Source organism: Dickeya sp. ws52, assembly GCF_007210685.1.
Lineage (GTDB): Bacteria > Pseudomonadota > Gammaproteobacteria > Enterobacterales > Enterobacteriaceae > Dickeya > Dickeya chrysanthemi.
Genome location: NZ_SZVX01000012.1, coordinates 111,933 through 132,761, shown reverse-complemented (window position 1 = coordinate 132,761; position 20,829 = coordinate 111,933). Strand labels below are relative to the sequence as shown.

Sequence of the window (20,829 nt, the reverse complement as noted above, 5' to 3'; positions counted from 1 at the left end):
GCTTCACTCTTTTTTCCCGAATCGGCGAAAACCGGGAAAATTTCCTAGTTTAAGCAGGATGTTCCCTCAGGCGCCGTTGCGCCGACGCTTCTTACAATGCAGGGAAATAAAAGGCCGCAAGCCGCCCCGTCCTGTAAGAGGAAACATCATGCTCAACTTTTTAACCCAGGTGCGTCAGCCGACGCTCGATTTGCCGCTCGATGTACGGCGCAAAATGTGGTTCAAGCCGTTTATGCAGTCCTATATGGTGGTATTCATCGGCTACCTGACCATGTATTTGATTCGTAAAAACTTCAACATTGCCCAGAACGATATGATCGGCACTTACGGGTTGAGCATGACGCAACTCGGTATGATCGGCCTGGGTTTCTCAATCACCTACGGCGTGGGCAAAACACTGGTGTCCTATTATGCGGACGGCAAAAACACCAAGCAGTTCCTGCCGTTTATGTTGATCCTCTCCGCCATTTGTATGTTGGGTTTTAGCGCCAGCATGGGCGCGGGGTCCGTCAGCCTGTTTTTGATGATCGCCTTTTATGCATTGAGCGGTTTTTTCCAGAGTACCGGCGGGTCATGCAGTTACTCGACGATTACCAAGTGGACGCCACGCCGCAAACGCGGTACCTACCTGGGGTTGTGGAATATTTCCCATAACCTCGGCGGCGCCGGTGCGGCGGGTGTCGCGCTGTTTGGCGCTAACTACCTGTTCGACGGTCACGTCATCGGCATGTTTGTTTTCCCCTCGATTATCGCGCTTATCGTCGGTGTGATTGGCCTGCGTTTTGGCAGCGATTCGCCGGAAGCCTATGGCCTGGGGAAAGCGGAAGAACTGTTTGACGAAGCTATCTCCGAAGAAGACAAAGAGGCGGAAGACGGCGATATGACCAAATGGCAGATCTTCGTCGAGTACGTGCTGAAAAATAAAGTGATCTGGCTGTTGTGCTTCTCCAACATCTTCCTGTATGTGGTGCGCATCGGTATCGACCAGTGGTCCACGGTGTATGCCTATCAGGAGTTGAAACTGCCGAAATCGGTGGCGATACAAGGGTTTACCCTGTTTGAGGCCGGTGCGCTGGTGGGCACGTTATTGTGGGGATGGTTATCGGATCTCGCGAATGGTCGCCGTGGGCTGGTGGCTTGCATCGCACTGGCGTTGATCATCGCGACGCTGGGGATTTATCAACACGCCAGCAACCAGTATGTGTACCTGTCGTCACTGTTTGCGCTGGGCTTTTTGGTGTTCGGCCCGCAGTTGCTGATTGGCGTCGCCGCCGTCGGGTTTGTGCCGAAAAAGGCTATCAGCGCCGCCGATGGCATCAAAGGCACCTTCGCTTACCTGATTGGCGACAGTTTCGCGAAGCTGGGGCTGGGGATGATCGCCGACGGCACGCCGATTTTTGGATTAACCGGTTGGGCCGGCACCTTTGCTGCGCTGGATGCCGCCGCTATCGGCTGTATTTGTCTGATGGCGATGGTCGCTATCATGGAAGAGCGTAAGATTCGCCGCGAAAAACGTTTGCGTCAGGTACAAGCAGCCTGATGAACCGCTAATCGCAAGGGCGCGAGGTGACCCGACGCGCCCTTTTTCATCGTCTGGCCTCATTAGCCGTAACGCTGTTTACGGAATATTTCCGCTTTCTCCACAATTGGCCCAATTGTGAATATCCCCCTTGCAAAGCTTTACCCTGTCATCCGGTTAACTGAAATTCACCGGCCTATACTGCATAACAAAGGTTGACGCATTGCGATGCGTTGATAATTAAAACCGTAACGTGAAGGAAGGTCTTATGTCTAAATTAACTGCGATTGTGATTGCCTCTGCACTGGCACTGGGTAGCGCCGGATTTGCCTACGCGGCCGATACGTCGATGCCGGATCAAGGGGCGCGCATGATGAAACACCATGACGGCGGGCGCGGTGAGCGCGGCATGATGGAAGAGAATATGATGTTCAAAGGACTGAATCTGACCGACGAGCAGCGTCAGAAAATGCGCGACATTATGGAGAACGCCAAAAAAGACCGTACACGTCCTTCAGCGGAAGAACGTACGCAATGGCATAGCCTGATTGCTGCCGATAGCTTCGATAAAACCAAAGCCGAAGCGATGGTCAATAAAATGGCCGAAGCCAACAAAGCGCATATGTTAAAACGTCTGGAACTGCATAACCAAATGTACAACGTGCTGACGCCGGAACAGAAAAAACAGTTCAACGACAACTTTGCCAAACGCCAGCAGGAGCCTGTTGCGCCAAAAGCACCGTAACCACGACAACCCGAGCTTACCGAAACGCGCCAGTCGGCGCGTTTGAGGCTGTTGACAAACAGCCGGGTTGTCTTGTGAACGGTGAAGTCTGTCTATTCAGTGAATGGTTTCGTGCGGGATAAACGGTGTGGTTCCTCTGCTATTTCATCGCACGCACGACAAGGAGAGGTGCAAGCGCCACCTCTCCTTGACCACTGGCTGGTGGCTAAACTGCGGCGCTACGCGCTACCTTCGGCGTTCGACTTCGCTGTTCGGGCCGCCCGTGACGTGTTCCCAACACGGCACGGGCTTTCGCGACGTCCTGTCGCTCACCCGGCGAAGTCGCCCACCTCAGCGCAGTTTTTGACGCCGGAAAGATGCTTCATCCTGTAGTTAATGCGTTTGTCAGCAGTCTGAAACGCGCCAGTCGGCGCGTTTTGTCGTTATTGTCGAATTGTTGTCGGAATGCGTCTTTGATTGCTGAAAAATAGCGGCGTTTCGCCTGGCAGAGGCGCCCCGTTTGCCTAATCTCTTGCGTTCAGACAGGTTTTTCCCCATCAGCGCTTTTCAATCACCCGATCTTGCTCTATCAATAGCGCGTCATTGTGATTCAAGGAGTGCGGCTCATGGCGTCTTTCGCCCTAAAATCTGTCCTTTTTCTCGGTCTCATCAGCGTATTGAGCGCTTGTAAGCAAGAGGCGGTAGTGGATGCCGCTCGCCCGTTTACCACGTTTGAAGGTAAAACCATGGGCACCTTTTACAGCGTGAAAATAAGCGGGGCGTTGCCGGAAAGCAGCCAGCAATTGCAACAGGAGATCGATGCCTTGCTGGAGCAGGCGAACAACGAGATTTCCACCTATCGCAACGACTCGGTGTTGTCCCGTTTTAATCAGTACGCCGGAGCCGGGCCGCAGCCTATTAGCAATGGTATGGCGGATATCATTCTGGCCGCACAACGTATCGGCCGGGCAACCGGCGGGGCGATGGATATCACGGTGGGGCCGCTGGTCAATCTGTGGGGATTCGGGCCGCAGAAGCAGCCGGTTACCATCCCCAGCCAGCAGCAGATTGACGAGGCGCGGCGTAAAGTCGGGCTGAACCACCTGCGCCTCGTCAGCAATGACCAGGGGGAGTGGTTGCAGAAAGATTTGCCGAGCCTGTATGTGGACCTTTCCACCCTGGGTGAGGGATACGGTGCGGATCTGCTGGCGCAACTGATGACCCGTAAAGGCATCACCAACTATTTGGTTTCCGTCGGCGGGGCGATTTCCAGTCGCGGCGTCAACGGTCAGGGGCAGCCCTGGCGGGTCGCCATTCAGAAACCTACCGACAAGGAAAACGCCATTCAGGCGGCGGTTGACCTCCACGGCTACGGTATCAGCACGTCCGGCAGTTATCGCAACTATTTTGAGCAGGATGGCAAACGCTATTCTCATGTCATCGATCCGGCTACCGGCCGGCCGATTACGCATCAATTGGTTTCCGTTACCGTGATTGCCAGAACCGCACTGGAAGCGGATGGCTGGGATACCGGCTTGATGGTGCTGGGGGCGGAAAAGGCGCTGAAGCTGGCGGAACAGCAAGGGCTGGCGGTGTACCTGATTACTAAAACCGATAAAGGATTCGAGGCGGTGATGACGCCGCAGTTTAAAGCGTTTCTCTTGCCGACGCCGTGACCGGAACAGGAACCTGATGACGCCATGCATCAGGTTCCGGCGTTTATGGCTGGATAATCCGGCGGCGCAAACGTACAATCCACCCCGGCTACTTACTCATCAAATACATATACCCGTATCCTTCTTTTCAGAAGGCGTCATTCCTGTATATTTTAGATGAGTCGCCATGAATCATTTTATTCTCAATAATCAGCCTGTTGCGGCTGATGTTATTTCACAGCACCTTTCCCGAATGAAAGCGGTGGCCGCAGAGCACCTGCTCACTGTCTCCGAGCGTATTTCCATATTAAACCGTTGCATCGTACTGTTAAGAACGCATCAGGACGCGTTATGCGACGCCTACAGTCAGGATTTTGGCTACCGCGCTCCCGGCAACACGCTGGTTTCGGATATCCTCGGTTCGATCGAGGCGCTGCGCCATGCGGCGCAGCATCTGGAACAGTGGGTCTCTGAGGAGCCGCGAACCTCGCCGTTTCCTGGAACGCGAGTGGTCGTCGAATATAAACCGTTGGGGGTGGTCGGTATCATCAGTCCATGGAATTTCCCGCTGGTACTGACGTTTGGCCCGTTAGCGGGCGTGATTGCCGCCGGTAACCGGGCGATGATTAAACCTTCCGAATTAGCCGAAAACGGTAGCCGGTTACTGTGCCGGTTGATCGCCGAGTACTTTAGTGCAGAGGAAATCTCAACGCTACAAGGCGGCATCGAGGCATCGAGGCGGTTTTCATCGTTGCCGTTCGACCACCTGGTTTTTACCGGCAGCACCGCGACGGGCAGGCAGATAATGCAAGCGGCGGCGGAAAATCTTACCCCGGTCACGTTGGAGTTGGGCGGTAAATCGCCGGTGGTGGTGTCGCGCGGCAGTCATCTCACCCAGGCGGCACAGCGCATCATGACCGTCAAAACCTTTAATGCCGGGCAGATCTGTATCGCTCCAGACTATGTGTTGGTGCATCAGGATGATCTGCCGACGTTCGTTGAACAGGCCAAGACGTTTTTACACCAGCGCTTCGGCACGTTTATCGACAACCGCGAATACACATCGGTGGTGAATGCTCGTCAAACGGCGCGGCTCTGCACGCTACTGGATGATGCCCGAGCGTTGGGGGCGACGTTGGTGCGAGCGACGGAAGAAGAGGATGACCTGCCGCGTGGGCGTATGGTGCCGACATTTGTGATTAACCCGCCGCTGACTTCCCGCATCATGCAGGAGGAAATTTTTGGGCCGTTGTTACCGGTGATCGCCTACGACCATCTTGAACAGTGCCTGGATCTCATCAATCGGATGGACCGCCCGCTGGCAGCCTATTACTTCGGCGATGATCCGCTGGAGATCGCGCAAATCCGGCATCGGACATTATCCGGCGCGCTGGTTATCAATGACGTGATGAGCCATGTGCTGGTGCATGATGTGCCTTTCGGCGGTGTTGGGGCATCAGGAATCGGGGCTTACCATGGCGAGATTGGTTTTAAACGTTTCTCACATGCGCGGCCGGTGTTCTATCAAAGCCCCGGCGGCGAATCCAATTTGCTGATGCGGGCACCGTTTGATGACGCATCTCGTCGGCTGGTCGCTCAATTGATTAATGAGTAGCACGCCTGGCGCTTGCCATTGGTATAAGCCGCCGAAAAGGCGGCTTTTTACATTATTGCCCCGTTTCAGGCAATGTGGAAATAACGCGCATTGCCAATGGAATAGACGTAAAAAAAGAAAGGGTAATTCGAGGTGATATTTTTTAAGTGGTAATTTTGAACCGGTGTTTTATTTATTTAGCGTTATTGGTCATATTTTTTCTGCTCCGGTAACGGTAGTGGGTGCCGTTCTACGGAGCTTCACATCGCGTATGAGCCTTACCAGAACGGGCATGTTCGGCAGGCGACATATTCAGGTAAATAAGGCGTTATTTAATTTTAAATAATTGTGAATGATTTATTTTTTATTGAATCACTCTTTAAACAACGCGATGACATAATAGTGGATTATTAGTTAATTAACTAATTTGATTATTTATAAACTAAAAAGACAATCATATTAACGTTATGACATCGGCCCGCTTAAGCAAAACCAAAAACAATAAACCGATAACAAATTCAAAGCATATAAAACATTGGTAATTTATGGAGTCTCTTACTATGAGCGTTAATAACCAGGTACTCAGTCCGTTTACCTTGCCCAATGGCGTCGAGCTTAAAAATCGTCTGCTGATGGCACCCATGACCACCTGCACCGGTTTTTATGACGGCACCGTCACCAAAGAGCTGGTCGAGTACTATCAGGTGCGTGCCGGCAGCATCGGCGCGGTGATCGTGGAGTGCTGCTTTATCGACGATAAAGGGCTGGCGTTTCCGGGCGCCATTGGCATCGACAACGACGACAAGGTAGCCGGGCTGGCGAAAATCGCCTCGGCCATCAAGGAGAAAGGCTCGAAAGCCATCCTGCAGATTTACCACGGCGGGCGCATGGTGGAGCCGAAACTGATTGGCGGCCGTACGCCGGTCGGGCCGAGCGCCGTTGCCGCGCCGCGAGAAGGGGCGGCGGTTCCGCTGGCGCTGACGGCTGAAGACGTGGAAGCCATGATCGCCAAATTCGGCGAAGGGGTGCGACGCGCCATTGAAGCCGGCTTCGACGGCGTGGAAATTCACGGCGCCAATACTTATCTGATTCAGCAGTTTTACTCCCCGAACTCCAACCTGCGCACCGACGAATGGGGCGGCAGCCGCGACAACCGCGCCCGATTCCCGCTCGCCGTGCTGGAAATCACCCACCAGATGGCGCGCCGGTATGCAGATGCGTCCTTCATCATCGGTTATCGCTTCTCGCCGGAAGAAATCGAAGAGCCGGGCATTCGGTTTGACGACACCCTGTATCTGCTGGAAAAGCTGGCGGCGCGTGGGGTGGATTATCTTCACTTCTCTATGGGACATACTCTGCGCTCGTCCATCGTTGAGACCACCGATCCCACCCCGTTGATTAGCAAATATGTTGCTATGCGTTCTGACATGCTGGCGAAGGTGCCGGTCATCGGCGTCGGCGGTGTGGTGAATAAAGCGGATGCAGACGCGGCGCTGGAGCACGGTTACGATTTGGTCGCAGTAGGAAAAGCCTGTATTGCCTACCCGGACTGGACCGATCGTCTCATCAGTCAGCAGAAAATCGACCTGTTTATCGACAGTACCCAACGTGAAGCGCTGACCATCCCGGAACCGCTGTGGCGTTTCTCGCTGGTGGAAGCGATGATCCGCGACATGAGCCTGTCGGCGAAAAAATTCCAGGCCGGCGTTTTTCAGGAAAAAGTGCAGGACGATGCCGGCGACCTGGTGATCAATGTCTGCCTGGAAACAGACCGCATCGCCGACGTCACGCTGGAGCCGAATCCGCAGCTGAATACCGATTTCGTCAGCAGCTTCGACGTTATCCGCTCCCGTATTCTGGAGGCTAACAGCCCGCACGTGGATGCCGTTACCGGCGCCACCACCCAAAGCGAAGCGGTGAAAAAAGCCGTGTCCAAAGCGTTGGCCAAGTCTTGCAAGGCGGCGATTATGGCGGAAGGCGGCGATCCGGCCGAGGCGCAGCAGTATGACGTGGTGGTGATCGGCAGCGGCGGCGCTGGCCTGGCCGCAGCGATTCAGGCGTGTGATGACGGCGCCAAGGTGTTGATTGTCGAGAAGATGTCCAGTATCGGCGGTAATACTATCAAGGCATCCGTCGGTATGAACGCGGCAGGCACCCGCTTCCAGAAGATGCGCGGCATTGTTGACGACAAGCAGCGTTTCTACGAGGAGACCCTGAAAGGCGGTAAGGCAAAAAATAACCCTGATTTGCTGAAACGATTCGTCGAAGGCGCGCCGATGGCGATTGAATGGCTGGCGGAACATGGGATCGAACTGAACGACATTACCATTACCGGCGGGATGAGCGTGGATCGCACCCATCGCCCGGCGGATGGCTCGGCGGTCGGCGGCTTCCTGATCAGCGGACTGGTGAAAAACATCAACAAACGCAATATCGACGTGATGCTGGAGACGTCGGTCATCGATATCGTTCACGACGCCGGCGCGATTACCGGTGTACGGGTAATTAACGAGGACAATGAGCAACTGACCATCGCCACCAAGGGTGTGGTGGTCGCCACCGGCGGATTCAGCGCCAACCGTGAAATGGTGGTGAAATACCGCCCGGATCTGGACGGCTTTGTCACCACCAACCATAAAGGCGCGACCGGCAGCGGTATCGCGATTCTGGAGAAGGTGGGCGCCGATACCGTTGACCTGGGGGAAATTCAGATCCATCCGACCGTCGAGCAGAGCACGTCTTACCTGATTTCCGAATCCATTCGCGGCGGCGGCGCGATTCTGGTCAATCAACAAGGCCAGCGTTTCTTTAACGAAATGGAAACCCGCGACAAGGTGTCGGCATCGATCATCGCTTTGCCGGAGAAGTACGCCTATATCCTGTTTGATGAGCAGGTGAGAACCAAAAACAAGGCGGCGGACGAGTATTTATCCCGTGGGTTTGTGGTGAGCGCCGCTTCTCCACGCGAACTGGCCGACAAACTGGCGATGGACTTTCACGCTTTGTTGGCCACGCTGGAGCGCTATAACCTGTTTGTCGAAAAACAGCATGACGACGACTTCGGCCGCAAAACCGCGTTGCGTCACCCCATCAATCAGGGGCCGTTCTACGCTATCCGCATCGCGCCCGGCGTGCATCACACCATGGGCGGTGTGGTCATCAACACCGATACCGCGGTGCTGGACAACAAAAAACGGGTGATCCGCGGCGCTTTTGCTGCCGGTGAAGTGGTGGGCGGCATCCACGGCGGTAACCGTATCGGCGGCAATGCCGTTGCCGACATCATCGTTTTTGGTATTCAGGCGGGCCGTAACGCGGCATCCTACGTGCAGATGTAATTGATATATAACCAAAATAATTCGAGTTGCAGGAAGACGGCAACTGAGTGACAAATTCGTCGGGAACGAATTTGACCAGCCAACGGCTGGCCTCTGGTGAGAGGCAGGATGTCTCTCATTTCATCCCCGGGAGCTTACTCAAGTAAGTGACAGGGGTGAGCGACAAATCTGCCGGGAGCAGATTTGAACGCAGCTCGCTGCGGCCCGTAGGGCGAGGCCCAGGGAGGGGCCGAGTAATAAAGCCAACGCACCTGCAACTTGAAGTATGACGGGTATACAGATGTCATTAACGCCGGCCTGCGTCAGAGCCCACGTCTGACGCAGGCATCATTCACTTCTCTTTCGGGGGTATTCATTATGCCGCCAGACGATCGGGTTTATACCTATTCCACGGTTCTTATGGGTTCGCCGATTCTGCTGAAATTGTTTGAACCTAATCAGCCACTGGCTTTGCTGGTGTTTAAGCGGATTAAACAACTGGAAGATGAACTCACCGTTAATCGCGCTCACTCTGATGTGATGACTATCAATCAGGCGGCAGGGAAACACCCAGTTATCGTCAGTCAGCCGCTGTTTAATCTGATTAAGCGCGCCAAAGAGGTCAGCCTGCTGGAGGACAGTAGCTTTAATTTCACCATCGGGCCTGTAGTCAAACGCTGGCGAATCGGTTTTCACGGCCGCAGTGTGCCGCCTGCCGACGAACTGCAAGCGTTGCTGGCGCTGACCGACCCGCGTTGCGTTGTGCTCAACGCGCAGCAACGCTCGGTATGGCTGGAAAAAGCGGGGATGGAAATTGATTTAGGGGCGATAGCGAAAGGCTATATTGCTGATGTCATCAGGCAATTGTTGTACCAGCAGCACGTCTACCATGCGTTGATCAACCTGGGCGGCAATGTACTGGCGATTGGCAGGCCGCAGAACGGCGGCCAGACTGCCTGGTCGGTCGGATTGCAAAAACCGTTTGGTGACAATGGCGAACTCATCGGCATGATTCATGTAGCGAATAAGTCGGTGGTGACGTCCGGCATTTACGAGCGTTATTTCGAGTGTGATGGTCGTGTGTATCACCATATCCTCGACCCGAAAACCGGCTACCCGCTGGATAACGAATTACTCAGCGTGACCATCATTTCCGATGCCTCCATCGACGGGGACATTTACACCACCCTGATTTACGGTCTGGGCGTGGCAAAAGGTCTGGCTTACCTGTCCCTGCTACCGCACATCGAAGCCATTTTGGTGACTAAAGACCGGCGGGTGATGCTCTCCTCGCAGCGGCAGTATGATTTTACGCTGCTGGATACGGAGTATGAGAGGGTGGTGCTGTAACAGCGCGACGGGCTATGCCTCGTTCAGCAGCGCTTTTTTGGCTGCCGCGAGAAATTCATCCGATAGCGGATCGCCACAGGTGGCGCGTGACAGCATTAATGCGCCGACTAGCAAGGCAGTCTGGGTTAGCACCTGTTGCCTGCGCTGTTCGCCGTTTTCCTTGTCGGAAAGGGGCTCAAGTCTGTTCAGCATGTCTTTCACGCCATTGAGATACACTTCTCGTATCGGTTTTTCTTCACTTTCCCGAGCGACATCACTGGCTAACGCGGTGATTGCGCATCCGTCCTTGACGTCATCACGGTGTCTGGCAGACAAGTAGTATTCTACCAGTGTGTACAGGTTGTTTTGCCCCGGCTGTTGGCTGATCGCCCGCCACTGGATACAGGCGTCTTCAAACACCTTGCGGCTGGCGATAGCGACTAGCTCATCCTTGGAAGCAAAGTGTCCATAGAAGCCGCCGTGGGTTAATCCCGCTGCCGCCATCAAGTCATTCACACTGACGCCGTTCAGGCCACGTTCACGAAAGAGCTGCGAAGAAACGTGGATGATTTCTTCGCGGTTTCGCTCCATCTGCTGTTTTGATACACGGGCCATTGCTTTCTCCTCATCACCGGGCAGGCATCATCTTAGTGTATGAAAATAGCAGACTCAATAGATGATGCCTTTCATCAATAATGATCGAACGGCTCAGGCACGTGGCGGTCGTAGCGCGGCGATGCGCGCGGTGTCGCCACCCTGAGCGCGGGACAGACTGCCTGCTATTTGATCGTGCGGGGTTCCAAGCGAGACGGCGCTGGCGTTATCAAGGCGCGCCATCTGTTCATCACTTAGCGTCACCTCCAGTGCCGCCAGAGTATCATCCAACTGATTCAGGGTACGGGAGCCCAGAATAGGGATCAGACTGGTGCTGGAATAGGCCGCTTTCTGCCGCAGCCAGGCAATGGCAATGTGCAACGGTTGCCGCTGTTGTTCTTGTGACACGGCGATGACTTCATCCAGCAGCGCGGTATCCTGCTCGATGTGCACCAGCCTGCCGCCAAATCCCTGCAGGCGACCTTCACTGCTGTGGCGGTATTTTCCCGTCAACAGACCGCCGCCCAGCGGAGACCAAAGCGTTGCCGCCAGCCCCAGCGCTTCCGCCATCGGCAGCAGTTCCCGTTCGGCGGTGCGCTGTGCCAGGCTGTATTCCACCTGAATACCGGCAATACGCGACCAGCCACGCAGCTCCGCCATCGTATCCGCCCGGGCGATACGCCAGGCCGGGAAATTGGATAGCCCGGCATACTGGATTTTCCCCGCGCGGATCAGGTCATCAAAGGTGCGAACGATCTCTTCCAGCGGGGTTAATTGGTCGTCAAAATGTGCCCACAGTATATCAATACGGTCGGTTTTCAGTCGTTTAAGACTGTTTTCCACCGACGAAATCATGTTCTTACGGCTGTTGCCGGTTTGAGAGATGCCCGCGTCCGGCATCGCGCTTAGGGTGTATTTCGTCGCGACGACAAAGTGATCGCGCTCAGCGGCGATGAACTCGCCGATCATCTCCTCAGACTGGCCGAACTGATAGGCATCAGCCGTATCGATAAAGTTGCCGCCGGCATTGGCATAACGATCAAATACCTGCTTTGCCTCTTCTTTTTCCGAACCATAGCCCCAACGGGTACCAAAGTTGCCTGTGCCGAGCGCCAGCTCGGATACGCGTAAACCGGTGTTACGGCCAAACGTGGTGTAGTGCATGTTGCGAACCCTCACATTATAAATGTCGGTTGACATTTATAATATATGTCATACATCATCTATCCATGCAAGCATGAAGTTCATCATCTCTATCGCCCTGACAAAAGAGCAAACGTATGACAACGACTCCTTCGGTTCTCATTACCGACGCTTCATCCGGCATTGGTGCTGTCTATGCCGAGCGTTTCGCCAGCCGTGGCCATGATCTGGTGCTGGTTGCCCGCGATCATGTACGCATGGATGCCCTGGCAACCGATCTGCGCCAGAAGAATGGCATCACTGTCGATGTTCTGTCGGCTGATCTGACCCGATCCGACGATCTTGCTGCGGTGGCGGCGCGACTGCGCGAAGACAGTCGTATTGGCATCCTCGTGAATAACGCGGAGATGAATATCGGTGGGAATTTCATTGAACAGGCGACGGGCGATGTCGAGCGGTTGGTCACACTCAACACGACGGCGCTTGTCCGGCTTACCAGCGCGATTGCCCCACGGCTGGCGGAGGTTGGTGGGGGAGCCATCATCAATATTGGCTCAGTGGTCGGCATGGCTCCGGAGTTCGGGTTGACCGTTTATGGCGCGACCAAGGCATTCGTGCTGTTTCTGTCTCAGGGACTCAGTCTTGAGTTGGCTCCCAGAGGTGTCTACGTTCAGGCCGTGCTTCCTGACGTGACGTACACGGAGATTGGGGAGTGCTCAGGCACTGATATTAATACGCTTCCCGACGTGATGGCAGTAGAGGAACTGGTGGATACCGCACTGGTTGGTTTTGATCGCCGCGAACCGGTAACCATCCCGTCGCTCCACGAATTCGGGCAATGGGCGAGCTATCAACACGCCCGGCAAGCGATGCTGCCGGGGTTCGCACAGGCGCATTCTGCTGCACGTTATCGACTGATGCATACGCCTATCATGAATTGCGTCCACAGTGCGCCGATTTTATTTACTCAGAAAACAGACCGCCTAATGACGAATCAATAGACGAGGTATTTTATGACATCAAATGAGCCGATAGTGCCAGGTTTACTGGCGTTGGGTATCCGGCAGGGGTTGCCGCTTGATGTTTAGGAAATTCAGCGTACGACGGTTTATCCCTCGGATTCCGGTTTCTGGCTTTCTTGTCGATACGGCTGTTCTTCATTTTCACATTGTTTTTCTTTCTGTTATTCGTACCGATAAGCACGGGTTGGCATACCGTTAACGGTCATCATTCTGGAGATCAACACCTTATGAAAGCGTTCATTATCGATCGCTATGGCCGCAGAGGCGGCGGACGAATTGGCGAGATGCCTGAGCCGGAACTACGGGGCGATGACGTCTTGATTCAGGTTCATGCTGCCGGCGTCAATCTGCTTGATGCCAAAATCGGGAAAGGCGAATTCAGACTTGTTCTGCCTTATCGTTTACCGTTGGTGTTGGGAAATGATGTGGCCGGCGTCGTCGTTCGCGTCGGGCCGTCAGTAAAACGATTTAAGCCGGGCGATGAGGTCTACGCTCGGCCAGATCAGCAGCGTATCGGCACTTTTGCCGAATTTATCGCCGTCAAAGAGGATTCTCTGGCGCTGAAACCTGGCAACCTCAGTATGGAAGAAGCCGCTTCTCTGCCGCTGGTTAGCCTAACGGCCTGGCAAGTGTTGGTTGAAACCGCAAAGCTGAAGAAAGGGCAAAAGGTACTGATTCACGCCGGTTCCGGCGGTGTAGGCACCATCGCTATCCAGCTCGCTAAACATCTCGGTGCTTTCGTCGCTACCACGACCAGCACGAGTAATGTCGAATGGGTCAACGCGCTGGGGGCCGATGTCGTCATTGATTATCGGAAACAAGATTTTGAAACCGTACTACATGGATACGATGTGGTGCTGAACAGTTTGGGTAATGATGTGCTGGAAAAATCGCTACGGGTGTTAAAACCCGGCGGGCAGCTCATCTCGATATCCGGCCCGCCCACACCGGAATTTGCGGTAGAACAGGGGCTTTCATGGGGGCTGAAGCAGGTAATGCGCCTCTTGAGCCACCGTATCAGGAAGCGGGCGAAGCAGAAGGGAGTGAGCTACGCGTTTGTCTTTATGCGAGCCAACGGCAAGCAGCTTGACGACATTAGCGCTCTCATTGAGTCAGGCATCATCAGACCGGTGGTGGACCGGGTCTTTCCGTTTGCTGCTACCGCAGATGCGCTGTCTTACGTTGAAACGGGGCGGGCAAAAGGCAAGGTAGTCGTCAAATTAAGCTAGTGGTTGGCTGTTGGCGAAATGATCCTACCCACGTAATGTGGACACAGCCCTAAGCGAGGTTCTGATTTTCAAATTGTTCCGGGCTGAGACCGCCACAGGCACTGTGGCGACGCCAGCGATTGTCTATATAAGTAAACACCGTCGTCCGCAATCATTCCCGGCTGATAAAGCGTTCTCCGTGGATACACTCCACCTTCAGCGAATGAAAGAAGCTTTCCACACAGGCATTATCGTAGTAGCAGCCCTTTGCACTCATACTGCCATGCAGATTATTCCGTTTCAGCAGGCTCTGGTAATCCGCTGAGCAGTACTGGCCCCCACGGTCGGTGTGAACGATAACGTTTTTCGGTCGCTTACGACGCCATAGCGCTGTCACTCGCGACGACATCGACCAGCCAATCACGGCGCGTGACCACAGGTCAATGACCACCGCCAGATACACCCGGCCTTCGTCCGTGCGAAGATACGTGATGCCGCCTGCCCACTTCTGGTTCGGACCGCTGGCGCTGAAGTCCTGCTCCAGCAGGTTTTCCGATACCGGCAGGCCATGCCCACGGTAGCTGACCGGACTGAATTTACGGCTGACTTTCGCCCGCAACCCCTGACGACGCAGACTGGCCGCAATGGTTTTGATGTTGTACGCCGGCAGCGCCATAGCAAGACGCGGTGCACTATACCGCTGTTTTGCCTCAGCGAATGCCTTACGGACAGCCTCATCACAAGTGAGCCGGAACTGCTAACGCGGGGTTGTCTGGCAAGGATGAATACGCCAGGCATACCCGCCGCTGTGGGCAACCCGAAGCACCCGACACATGGCTTTGATGCTGAACTCAGCCTGATGCTCATCGATGAAGACAACCTTTATTTCAGGCGCTTCGCAAAGTATGTCGCGGCCTTTTGGAGGATGGCCAGTTCCTCTGCCTGCTCTGCCAGTTGCCGCTTCAGACGGGCATTTTCAACCGCCAGCTCGTTTTCGCGTTCAGACGAGGTTAGTTGTTGCTGTTGCCTGCTGCGCCAGTTGTAGAGCTGGGATTCATACAGGCCGAGTTCACGGGCGGCGGCAACACCGATGCGTTCAGCCAGTTTCAGGGCTTCATTGCGGAATTCAGGCGTGTACTGTTTACGGGACGCTTTACTGGTTGATGCGGGTTTTGTCATGAGTAATCACCTCTGGTTGAGAGTTTACTCACTTAGTTGCCTGTCCACTAATGCTGGGTAAGATCAAAAGGGTGTGCAGAACTGTAGGCTAGATTCTATCTGTTTGATTTAGCAGACTCTAATCATATGGAAAATGAGATATTAGATTAGGAGTGGTTTTAAAAATAGGGCGACAAAAATAGGACACTCGCCCCTGAATAACAAAAAAGCCACCCGCCAAGAGGTGGCTTAATCATATGATTTTAAAGCTAAAATTTGGTGGCCCCTGTTGGGTTTGAACCAACGACCAAACGGTTATAAAAACATAGTTTCCCTTCGGTTTATTTCATTTTAAATCAATGCCTTAATTGTTTTTTGTCAATTTTTTTCATTATGAAAGAACATAGAAAGCATATACGCCTCTATCTGTATGTTATTTCTAGTATCTTTTTGTTGATACTTTCTTATGATAAGTTGGCTGACTTAACATAATTGCTTCTGGCATTATTAGTAATTGCTTACTATGGGCCTCGAAAAAATATTTAACAGGTTTGTAACTGTGCTCTGCATAGACTAATAGCCAGAATGTTCTTTCGCGAGATGTATTGGCTAGGAAAATATTAATCAAATCCAATTTGAACTGTTCATTATCGAAGCTATCTATTATTTTTATTATTTGTTCTAATATTAAAATCTCTTCAAAATATTTAACTTTCATTTCATCAGTTATCATGTAAAAGTGAAAGAAAAAAGGTAATTTTTTTATTTTTCCATTATCATCACTTTCATTTGAATCAATGTGATTGTTATATCGTAATAAAGCGAGCTCTAGAAATTCACTTTCTGATTTTGTGGTATAAATCTGTGATTCTTCATCCCAGATATGGTATTTTTTATTATCAAGTTTGTTATTTAGAGCACTAACATATCTGATGAGTAATGATAATGCATACTCTTTTCTTCTTTTTTTGACTTCTTTTTTATAAAATTTCTTTTGTAATTCGAGTTGTTCTTTGTGATTTTCGGTCGTTGCACGAAGATTGGATTCAAGTAATTCATTGTTTTTATTGTTGTTTTTTATGGTAATGCTCAAGGTCATTATTAATCCAATAAGCATTAAACCAGAGAATATAATTCCGCCATTTCCTAAAATATAAGCGTTAAAGTCATCCCAATTGAATGTGTTATTGGGTAATGGTGAAGTATGGGACTTCAACATGTAGGTGATTACTGATATAAACAAAAAAATTAATAATGTAGTAATTATTACAGAAAAGATTGATTTTTTCATGATTAAGTTAATTCTCTAAAGGACTAAACCTAATTGCATCATCCAGATGTTCGGGAGAAAAACTGGCATAGCGCATCGTTATTTCAGTATTACCGAGAACTTTTAGTAATGTTAGCGTATTTCCTCCATTCATTATGAAATTTTGGCTAAAAGTGTGCCGAGAAATATAGGGAGGCTGCGCATGTTGACTCTCTATTTCAGTGTGTTGAATCATTTTTGGGGTAGGGAAATAGCAAGGAAATAATACTGAACCATGCACTTCTGGTAACCAGCCATACAATGGCTGGTTAGTCGGAATCGTAGTGTTTCCTTTGGTTTTCATCAAGGTATTCCGATAGTCCGGTATTACTGCTTGCCTCAACATTCTACTTGTCCTTTATTCTAAAATCTGTTGCCAGAGATACACGCCTAATCTCATACAGATTAAATAACTTCGCACATTACCACCCCACTTCAGCCATACCGTGTTGATTGTCGGGGAATGGCGAAACAGCATTCATAAACTGTCAAGTAACTACCACATGTATAGACGCTTATGGTTCGCGTTATCGTTTCGTGTAACGAAAGCCACAGTCGCTCTATCGGATCCAACCACGACGAATACGCTAGCAGGAATAACAACCGGAACGTCGTATTTTTTCCAGCCAGCGCCCCACGTTGCGGTTTTTATGGATGATGTAGTTATCCCACCACTAACGTGATGCTTTTCGCTCACCGGTACGTACACTGCAATACTTCTAACAACCGATAAATAAATCAGAACTATTGCTGCTGGCGTAGGGGATTTGTACCCCTCCCTGAATGCAGCGCGCCAGCCAAATCATGCTTCTGGTTATGCCCCGGCGTAGCTATGTATTTTAGTTGCTCTCTCTGGGCATCCGGTCCCGTGCCGACTTCCGGGTTCAGGTCGATATCGGCTTCATACTGAGAAAACACGGGATGCTCTGTTTGCTCCTAAGTCAGCGCTCGCTTTTGCTTTGGGACACTGTGCACGTTTTACGAATCTGCTGGTCTGGTTTTCCCCGGAACTACAGCTGTTAACTGTAATTTATTTATCAATAACATACTGAACATCTCTCGTTGTGATTTCCGGCCTAAATGCGTCATTGTAATGGCTTGCCTGAGTCAGGACTATATTATCGAGGCAGGGTGTTGACCAGAAATACTGCGTTGTTACGTATTATATATGCCTACAGAATCCTGATGCGAGCGTTCTGGTAGAGAAATATCGGCACTAGTGCCAAAGGTTTTTAATGAATTTTCTATATTATCAGTATATTACTGATGGTCAACGCATTAGAACGGGATAAGAAATTTGTTGCATGCATTCTAATGTTGGGATGTGTCAATCAACAGGTAGCAGGTCAGCAACTGTTTAATTTGCTCATTCGCCCCTGTCATCCATCTGAGCATGTGCACCAACAGAAAACGAGTTATTGCTTACTCTGTAAAAAACGGCAGATGTAAATTTTTTACCAAGAGTTGTTTCAATATTAGTGCTGAGCAGAAATGTCATTTGGACTGACCCATGTCAGTAGACAAAGTCGGTTCTCATGACGGGGCTTGCTCGAAGGCTTCTGGGCCAGGTGACTGTGGTGCCGGGGTGGTTATATAACATTTCAATGTAATCGAATATATCAGCGCGGGCCAGCTCGTGGGTTTTATATACAAATGGTAACGCTGTGAGCGTTACAGGTGCGGGAAATGGCCTTTGTAGGTTGATAACACACGCGGGCATTGTGCTTATATACGTTTTCAAGAAGTGAATTGGCTATTTAATCAGTGGGGGGGTCAGCACTGCTTATTCTTACAGTCTCCAGGGTAGGAGGGCAGTGAGGCTATGAAGTGAGCATAAAACAGCCAATAACCACAGTGATTACCGCTGCAAAATATCCCCTGCATATCCCCGAAAAAATAAAGGAGTCGCGTTTTTAACGTAACTCCTTGTTTTATTTGGTGGCCCCTGTTGGGTTTGAACCAACGACCAAGCGATTATGAGTCGCCTGCTCTAACCACTGAGCTAAGGGGCCAAGCGGGGGTTAATTATAGGTAATCCGGCTAGTCGGGTCTATAGCCTGGCGACCGTATGGTCGTTTTGTATTCACTCTACAGTAGATTGTTATTATTAAGAATTCATGCGGGGTTTGGTGGGAGTCTGTAGGCATCGGCGCATGACCACACTGTGTAGGGTAACGCTTTTGCCTGGCGGACGTGAGAAGGCGGCGCTAATGTGGTTTAAATAAAAACCCCCAGTCGAAACCGGGGGTTGCATCATTTAAGTAATAAATCTTATCTATCAGTCATCCAGGAAACTGCGCAGTACTTCAGAGCGGCTCGGATGGCGCAATTTACGCAGTGCTTTCGCTTCGATCTGACGAATACGCTCACGGGTAACGTCGAACTGTTTGCCGACTTCTTCCAGTGTGTGGTCGGTATTCATGTCGATACCAAAACGCATACGCAGTACTTTGGCTTCACGGGCGGTCAGGCCAGCCAGTACGTCGTGGGTGGCGGAGCGCAGGCTTTCTGAAGTAGCGGAATCCAGCGGCAGCTCCAGCGTGGTATCTTCGATGAAATCACCCAGATGCGAATCTTCATCATCACCGATCGGGGTTTCCATCGAGATCGGCTCTTTGGCGATCTTCAAGACTTTACGGATCTTATCTTCCGGCATCAGCATACGCTCGGCCAGCTCTTCCGGCGTCGGCTCACGGCCCATTTCCTGCAGCATCTGGCGGGAAATACGATTGAGTTTGTTAATCGTCTCAATCATGTGCACCGGAATACGGATGGTGCGCGCCTGATCCGCGATAGAGCGGGTAATCGCCTGACGGATCCACCAGGTGGCATAGGTAGAAAATTTGTAACCCCGGCGGTATTCGAATTTGTCTACCGCCTTCATCAGGCCGATGTTGCCTTCCTGAATCAGATCGAGGAACTGTAGACCGCGGTTGGTGTATTTCTTGGCGATGGAAATCACCAGACGCAGGTTCGCTTCCACCATCTCTTTCTTGGCGCGGCGAGCTTTGGCCTCACCGATGGACATGCGGCGGTTGATATCCTTCACCTGCTCGATAGTCAGACCGGTTTCTTCTTCGATCTGCTGCAGTTTTTGCAGGCTACGATGTACGTCATCTTCAACTTCGCGCAGCTTTTCACACCAAGGTTTACCCATGGAAAGCGCCGCTTCGAACCACTTGCTGTTGGTTTCGTTGCCGGTAAACAACGTTACAAAGTTTTTCTTCGGCATTTTGCACAGTTCAACGCACAGCTTCATGATCTGGCGTTCCTGTGTACGCACGCGATCCATCATGGAACGCATGTTATTTACCAGCAGGTCGAACTGTTTGGGCACCAGACGGAACTGCTTGAATACCTCAGACAGTTTGTTGATTTCTTCGATCGCCGACGGGTGGCTACGGCCATGCGCCTTGATGCTGACGCGGGTCGCTTCGTACTGATCGCGCAGTTCGGTGAATTTCTGACGCGCCAGCTCCGGGTCGATGCTGTTGTCATCGTCGGTATCGTCTTCGTCTTCTTCGTTTTCGTCGTCGTCATCGTCGATGCCGTCATCGGCCAGTTCGGCGTTTTCAGGAGCGACATTCGGTGCCAAATCCTCTTCGGCGTTCGGATCGACAAAGCCTGTTATCAGATCGGACAGGCGGCTTTCTCCGGCTTCAACGCGATCGTATTGTTCCAACAGATAGGTGATCGCTTCCGGGTATTCGGCAACAGAGCACTGAACCTGATTGATACCGTCTTCGATTCGCTTGGCGATATCGATTTCCCCTTCACGGGTCAGCAGTTCGACGGTGCCCATTTCACGCATGTACATACGAACCGGATCGGTCGTACGGCCAATCTCAGATTCGACGCTGGATAATACCTGAGCCGCTGCTTCAGCAGCGTCTTCATCGGCAGTATTTTCAGCCAGCATGAGATCATCGGCATCCGGTGCTTCTTCCATCACCTGGATGCCCATGTCGTTAATCATCTGGATGATGTCTTCGATCTGATCGGAGTCGATGATATCTTCCGGCAGATGGTCATTGACCTCAGCATAGGTCAGGTAGCCTTGCTCCTTACCACGGGTGACAAGTAGCTTGAGCTGTGACTGCGGGTTTTGCTCCATAAGACGGTATCCACACTTCAGAATATTGGGGTTGGTGTCGGTCAGCGTAAATCGCTAACAATAACATTAGGGGTATTTTTCTTATCGCCGCAGCCCCTGTAGCGGCACGCTGTAGGGCTCAACCCTACTGTTTATCGGCAATT

General features: G+C 51.9%; 13 protein-coding genes, 1 tRNA gene and 3 pseudogenes. 8 read left to right on the top strand and 9 right to left on the bottom strand.

Annotated features, from left to right (window positions below):
• Nucleotides 1-148: 148 nt before the first annotated feature.
• The 6 genes from uhpT (at nt 149) to FDP13_RS13330 (ending at nt 10,159) form a co-directional block, all read left to right on the top strand.
• Complete coding sequence (gene uhpT, locus FDP13_RS13360; protein ID WP_012771157.1) at nt 149-1,540, top strand: hexose-6-phosphate:phosphate antiporter; 1,392 nt, start codon at nt 149-151, stop codon at nt 1,538-1,540.
• Nucleotides 1,541-1,787: 247 nt separating this feature from the next.
• Nucleotides 1,788-2,264: an ATP-independent periplasmic protein-refolding chaperone Spy gene (gene spy, locus FDP13_RS13355; protein WP_012771156.1), complete on the top strand. Its 477-nt coding sequence runs from the start codon at nt 1,788-1,790 to the stop codon at nt 2,262-2,264.
• A gap of 605 nt (nt 2,265-2,869) precedes the next feature.
• Complete coding sequence (gene apbE / locus FDP13_RS13345) at nt 2,870-3,919, top strand: FAD:protein FMN transferase ApbE (protein WP_143839627.1); 1,050 nt, start codon at nt 2,870-2,872, stop codon at nt 3,917-3,919.
• Nucleotides 3,920-4,085: 166 nt separating this feature from the next.
• A complete protein-coding gene (locus FDP13_RS13340) occupies nt 4,086-5,513 on the top strand; it encodes a coniferyl aldehyde dehydrogenase (protein ID WP_143839626.1) in 1,428 nt (475 codons plus the stop codon).
• 539 nt (nt 5,514-6,052) lie between these two features.
• A complete protein-coding gene (locus tag FDP13_RS13335) occupies nt 6,053-8,830 on the top strand; it encodes a flavocytochrome c (protein ID WP_143839625.1) in 2,778 nt (925 codons plus the stop codon).
• A gap of 357 nt (nt 8,831-9,187) precedes the next feature.
• A complete protein-coding gene (locus tag FDP13_RS13330; RefSeq protein ID WP_143839624.1) occupies nt 9,188-10,159 on the top strand; it encodes an FAD:protein FMN transferase in 972 nt (323 codons plus the stop codon).
• A gap of 12 nt (nt 10,160-10,171) precedes the next feature.
• Here the strand turns inward: FDP13_RS13330 and FDP13_RS13325 are convergent, their stop codons facing one another.
• Both FDP13_RS13325 and FDP13_RS13320 read right to left on the bottom strand, forming a co-directional pair.
• Entirely contained in the window at nt 10,172-10,753 is a 582-nt protein-coding gene (locus tag FDP13_RS13325) for a TetR/AcrR family transcriptional regulator (protein ID WP_033575784.1), read from the bottom strand.
• 93 nt (nt 10,754-10,846) lie between these two features.
• Nucleotides 10,847-11,896, bottom strand: a complete 1,050-nt coding sequence (locus FDP13_RS13320; RefSeq protein ID WP_033575783.1) for an aldo/keto reductase — start codon at nt 11,894-11,896, stop codon at nt 10,847-10,849.
• 116 nt (nt 11,897-12,012) lie between these two features.
• On the opposite strand from FDP13_RS13320, the gene FDP13_RS13315 reads away from it, so the two are divergent.
• A complete protein-coding gene (locus tag FDP13_RS13315) occupies nt 12,013-12,876 on the top strand; it encodes an SDR family oxidoreductase (protein WP_143839623.1) in 864 nt (287 codons plus the stop codon).
• Nucleotides 12,877-13,124: 248 nt separating this feature from the next.
• The gene (locus FDP13_RS13310; RefSeq protein ID WP_143839622.1) at nt 13,125-14,126 is read left to right on the top strand and encodes an NADP-dependent oxidoreductase; all 1,002 of its coding nucleotides are present in this window, start codon (nt 13,125-13,127) and stop codon (nt 14,124-14,126) included.
• 49 nt (nt 14,127-14,175) lie between these two features.
• On the opposite strand, the pseudogene FDP13_RS13305 reads toward FDP13_RS13310, so the two are convergent.
• The 7 genes and pseudogenes from FDP13_RS13305 to rpoD form a co-directional block, all read right to left on the bottom strand.
• Nucleotides 14,176-15,284, bottom strand: a pseudogene (locus FDP13_RS13305) (IS3 family transposase).
• Nucleotides 15,285-15,702: 418 nt separating this feature from the next.
• Nucleotides 15,703-16,482 (bottom strand): hypothetical protein, encoded by a 780-nt coding sequence (locus FDP13_RS13300; RefSeq protein WP_143839621.1) that lies wholly within the window; start codon nt 16,480-16,482, stop codon nt 15,703-15,705.
• 79 nt (nt 16,483-16,561) lie between these two features.
• The gene (locus tag FDP13_RS13295) at nt 16,562-16,876 is read right to left on the bottom strand and encodes a hypothetical protein (RefSeq protein ID WP_143839620.1); all 315 of its coding nucleotides are present in this window, start codon (nt 16,874-16,876) and stop codon (nt 16,562-16,564) included.
• 118 nt (nt 16,877-16,994) lie between these two features.
• Nucleotides 16,995-17,508 (bottom strand): annotated as a pseudogene (locus FDP13_RS21795) (transposase); the annotation flags it as partial.
• A 597-nt stretch (nt 17,509-18,105) separates the two neighbouring features.
• A pseudogene (locus tag FDP13_RS21995) lies at nt 18,106-18,223 on the bottom strand (IS3 family transposase); the annotation flags it as partial.
• Nucleotides 18,224-18,508: 285 nt separating this feature from the next.
• Nucleotides 18,509-18,584, bottom strand: a tRNA-Ile gene (locus tag FDP13_RS13290).
• A gap of 266 nt (nt 18,585-18,850) precedes the next feature.
• Nucleotides 18,851-20,686, bottom strand: coding sequence for an RNA polymerase sigma factor RpoD (gene rpoD / locus FDP13_RS13285; protein WP_012771145.1), 1,836 nt, complete (start codon nt 20,684-20,686; stop codon nt 18,851-18,853).
• Nucleotides 20,687-20,829: the final 143 nt, after the last annotated feature.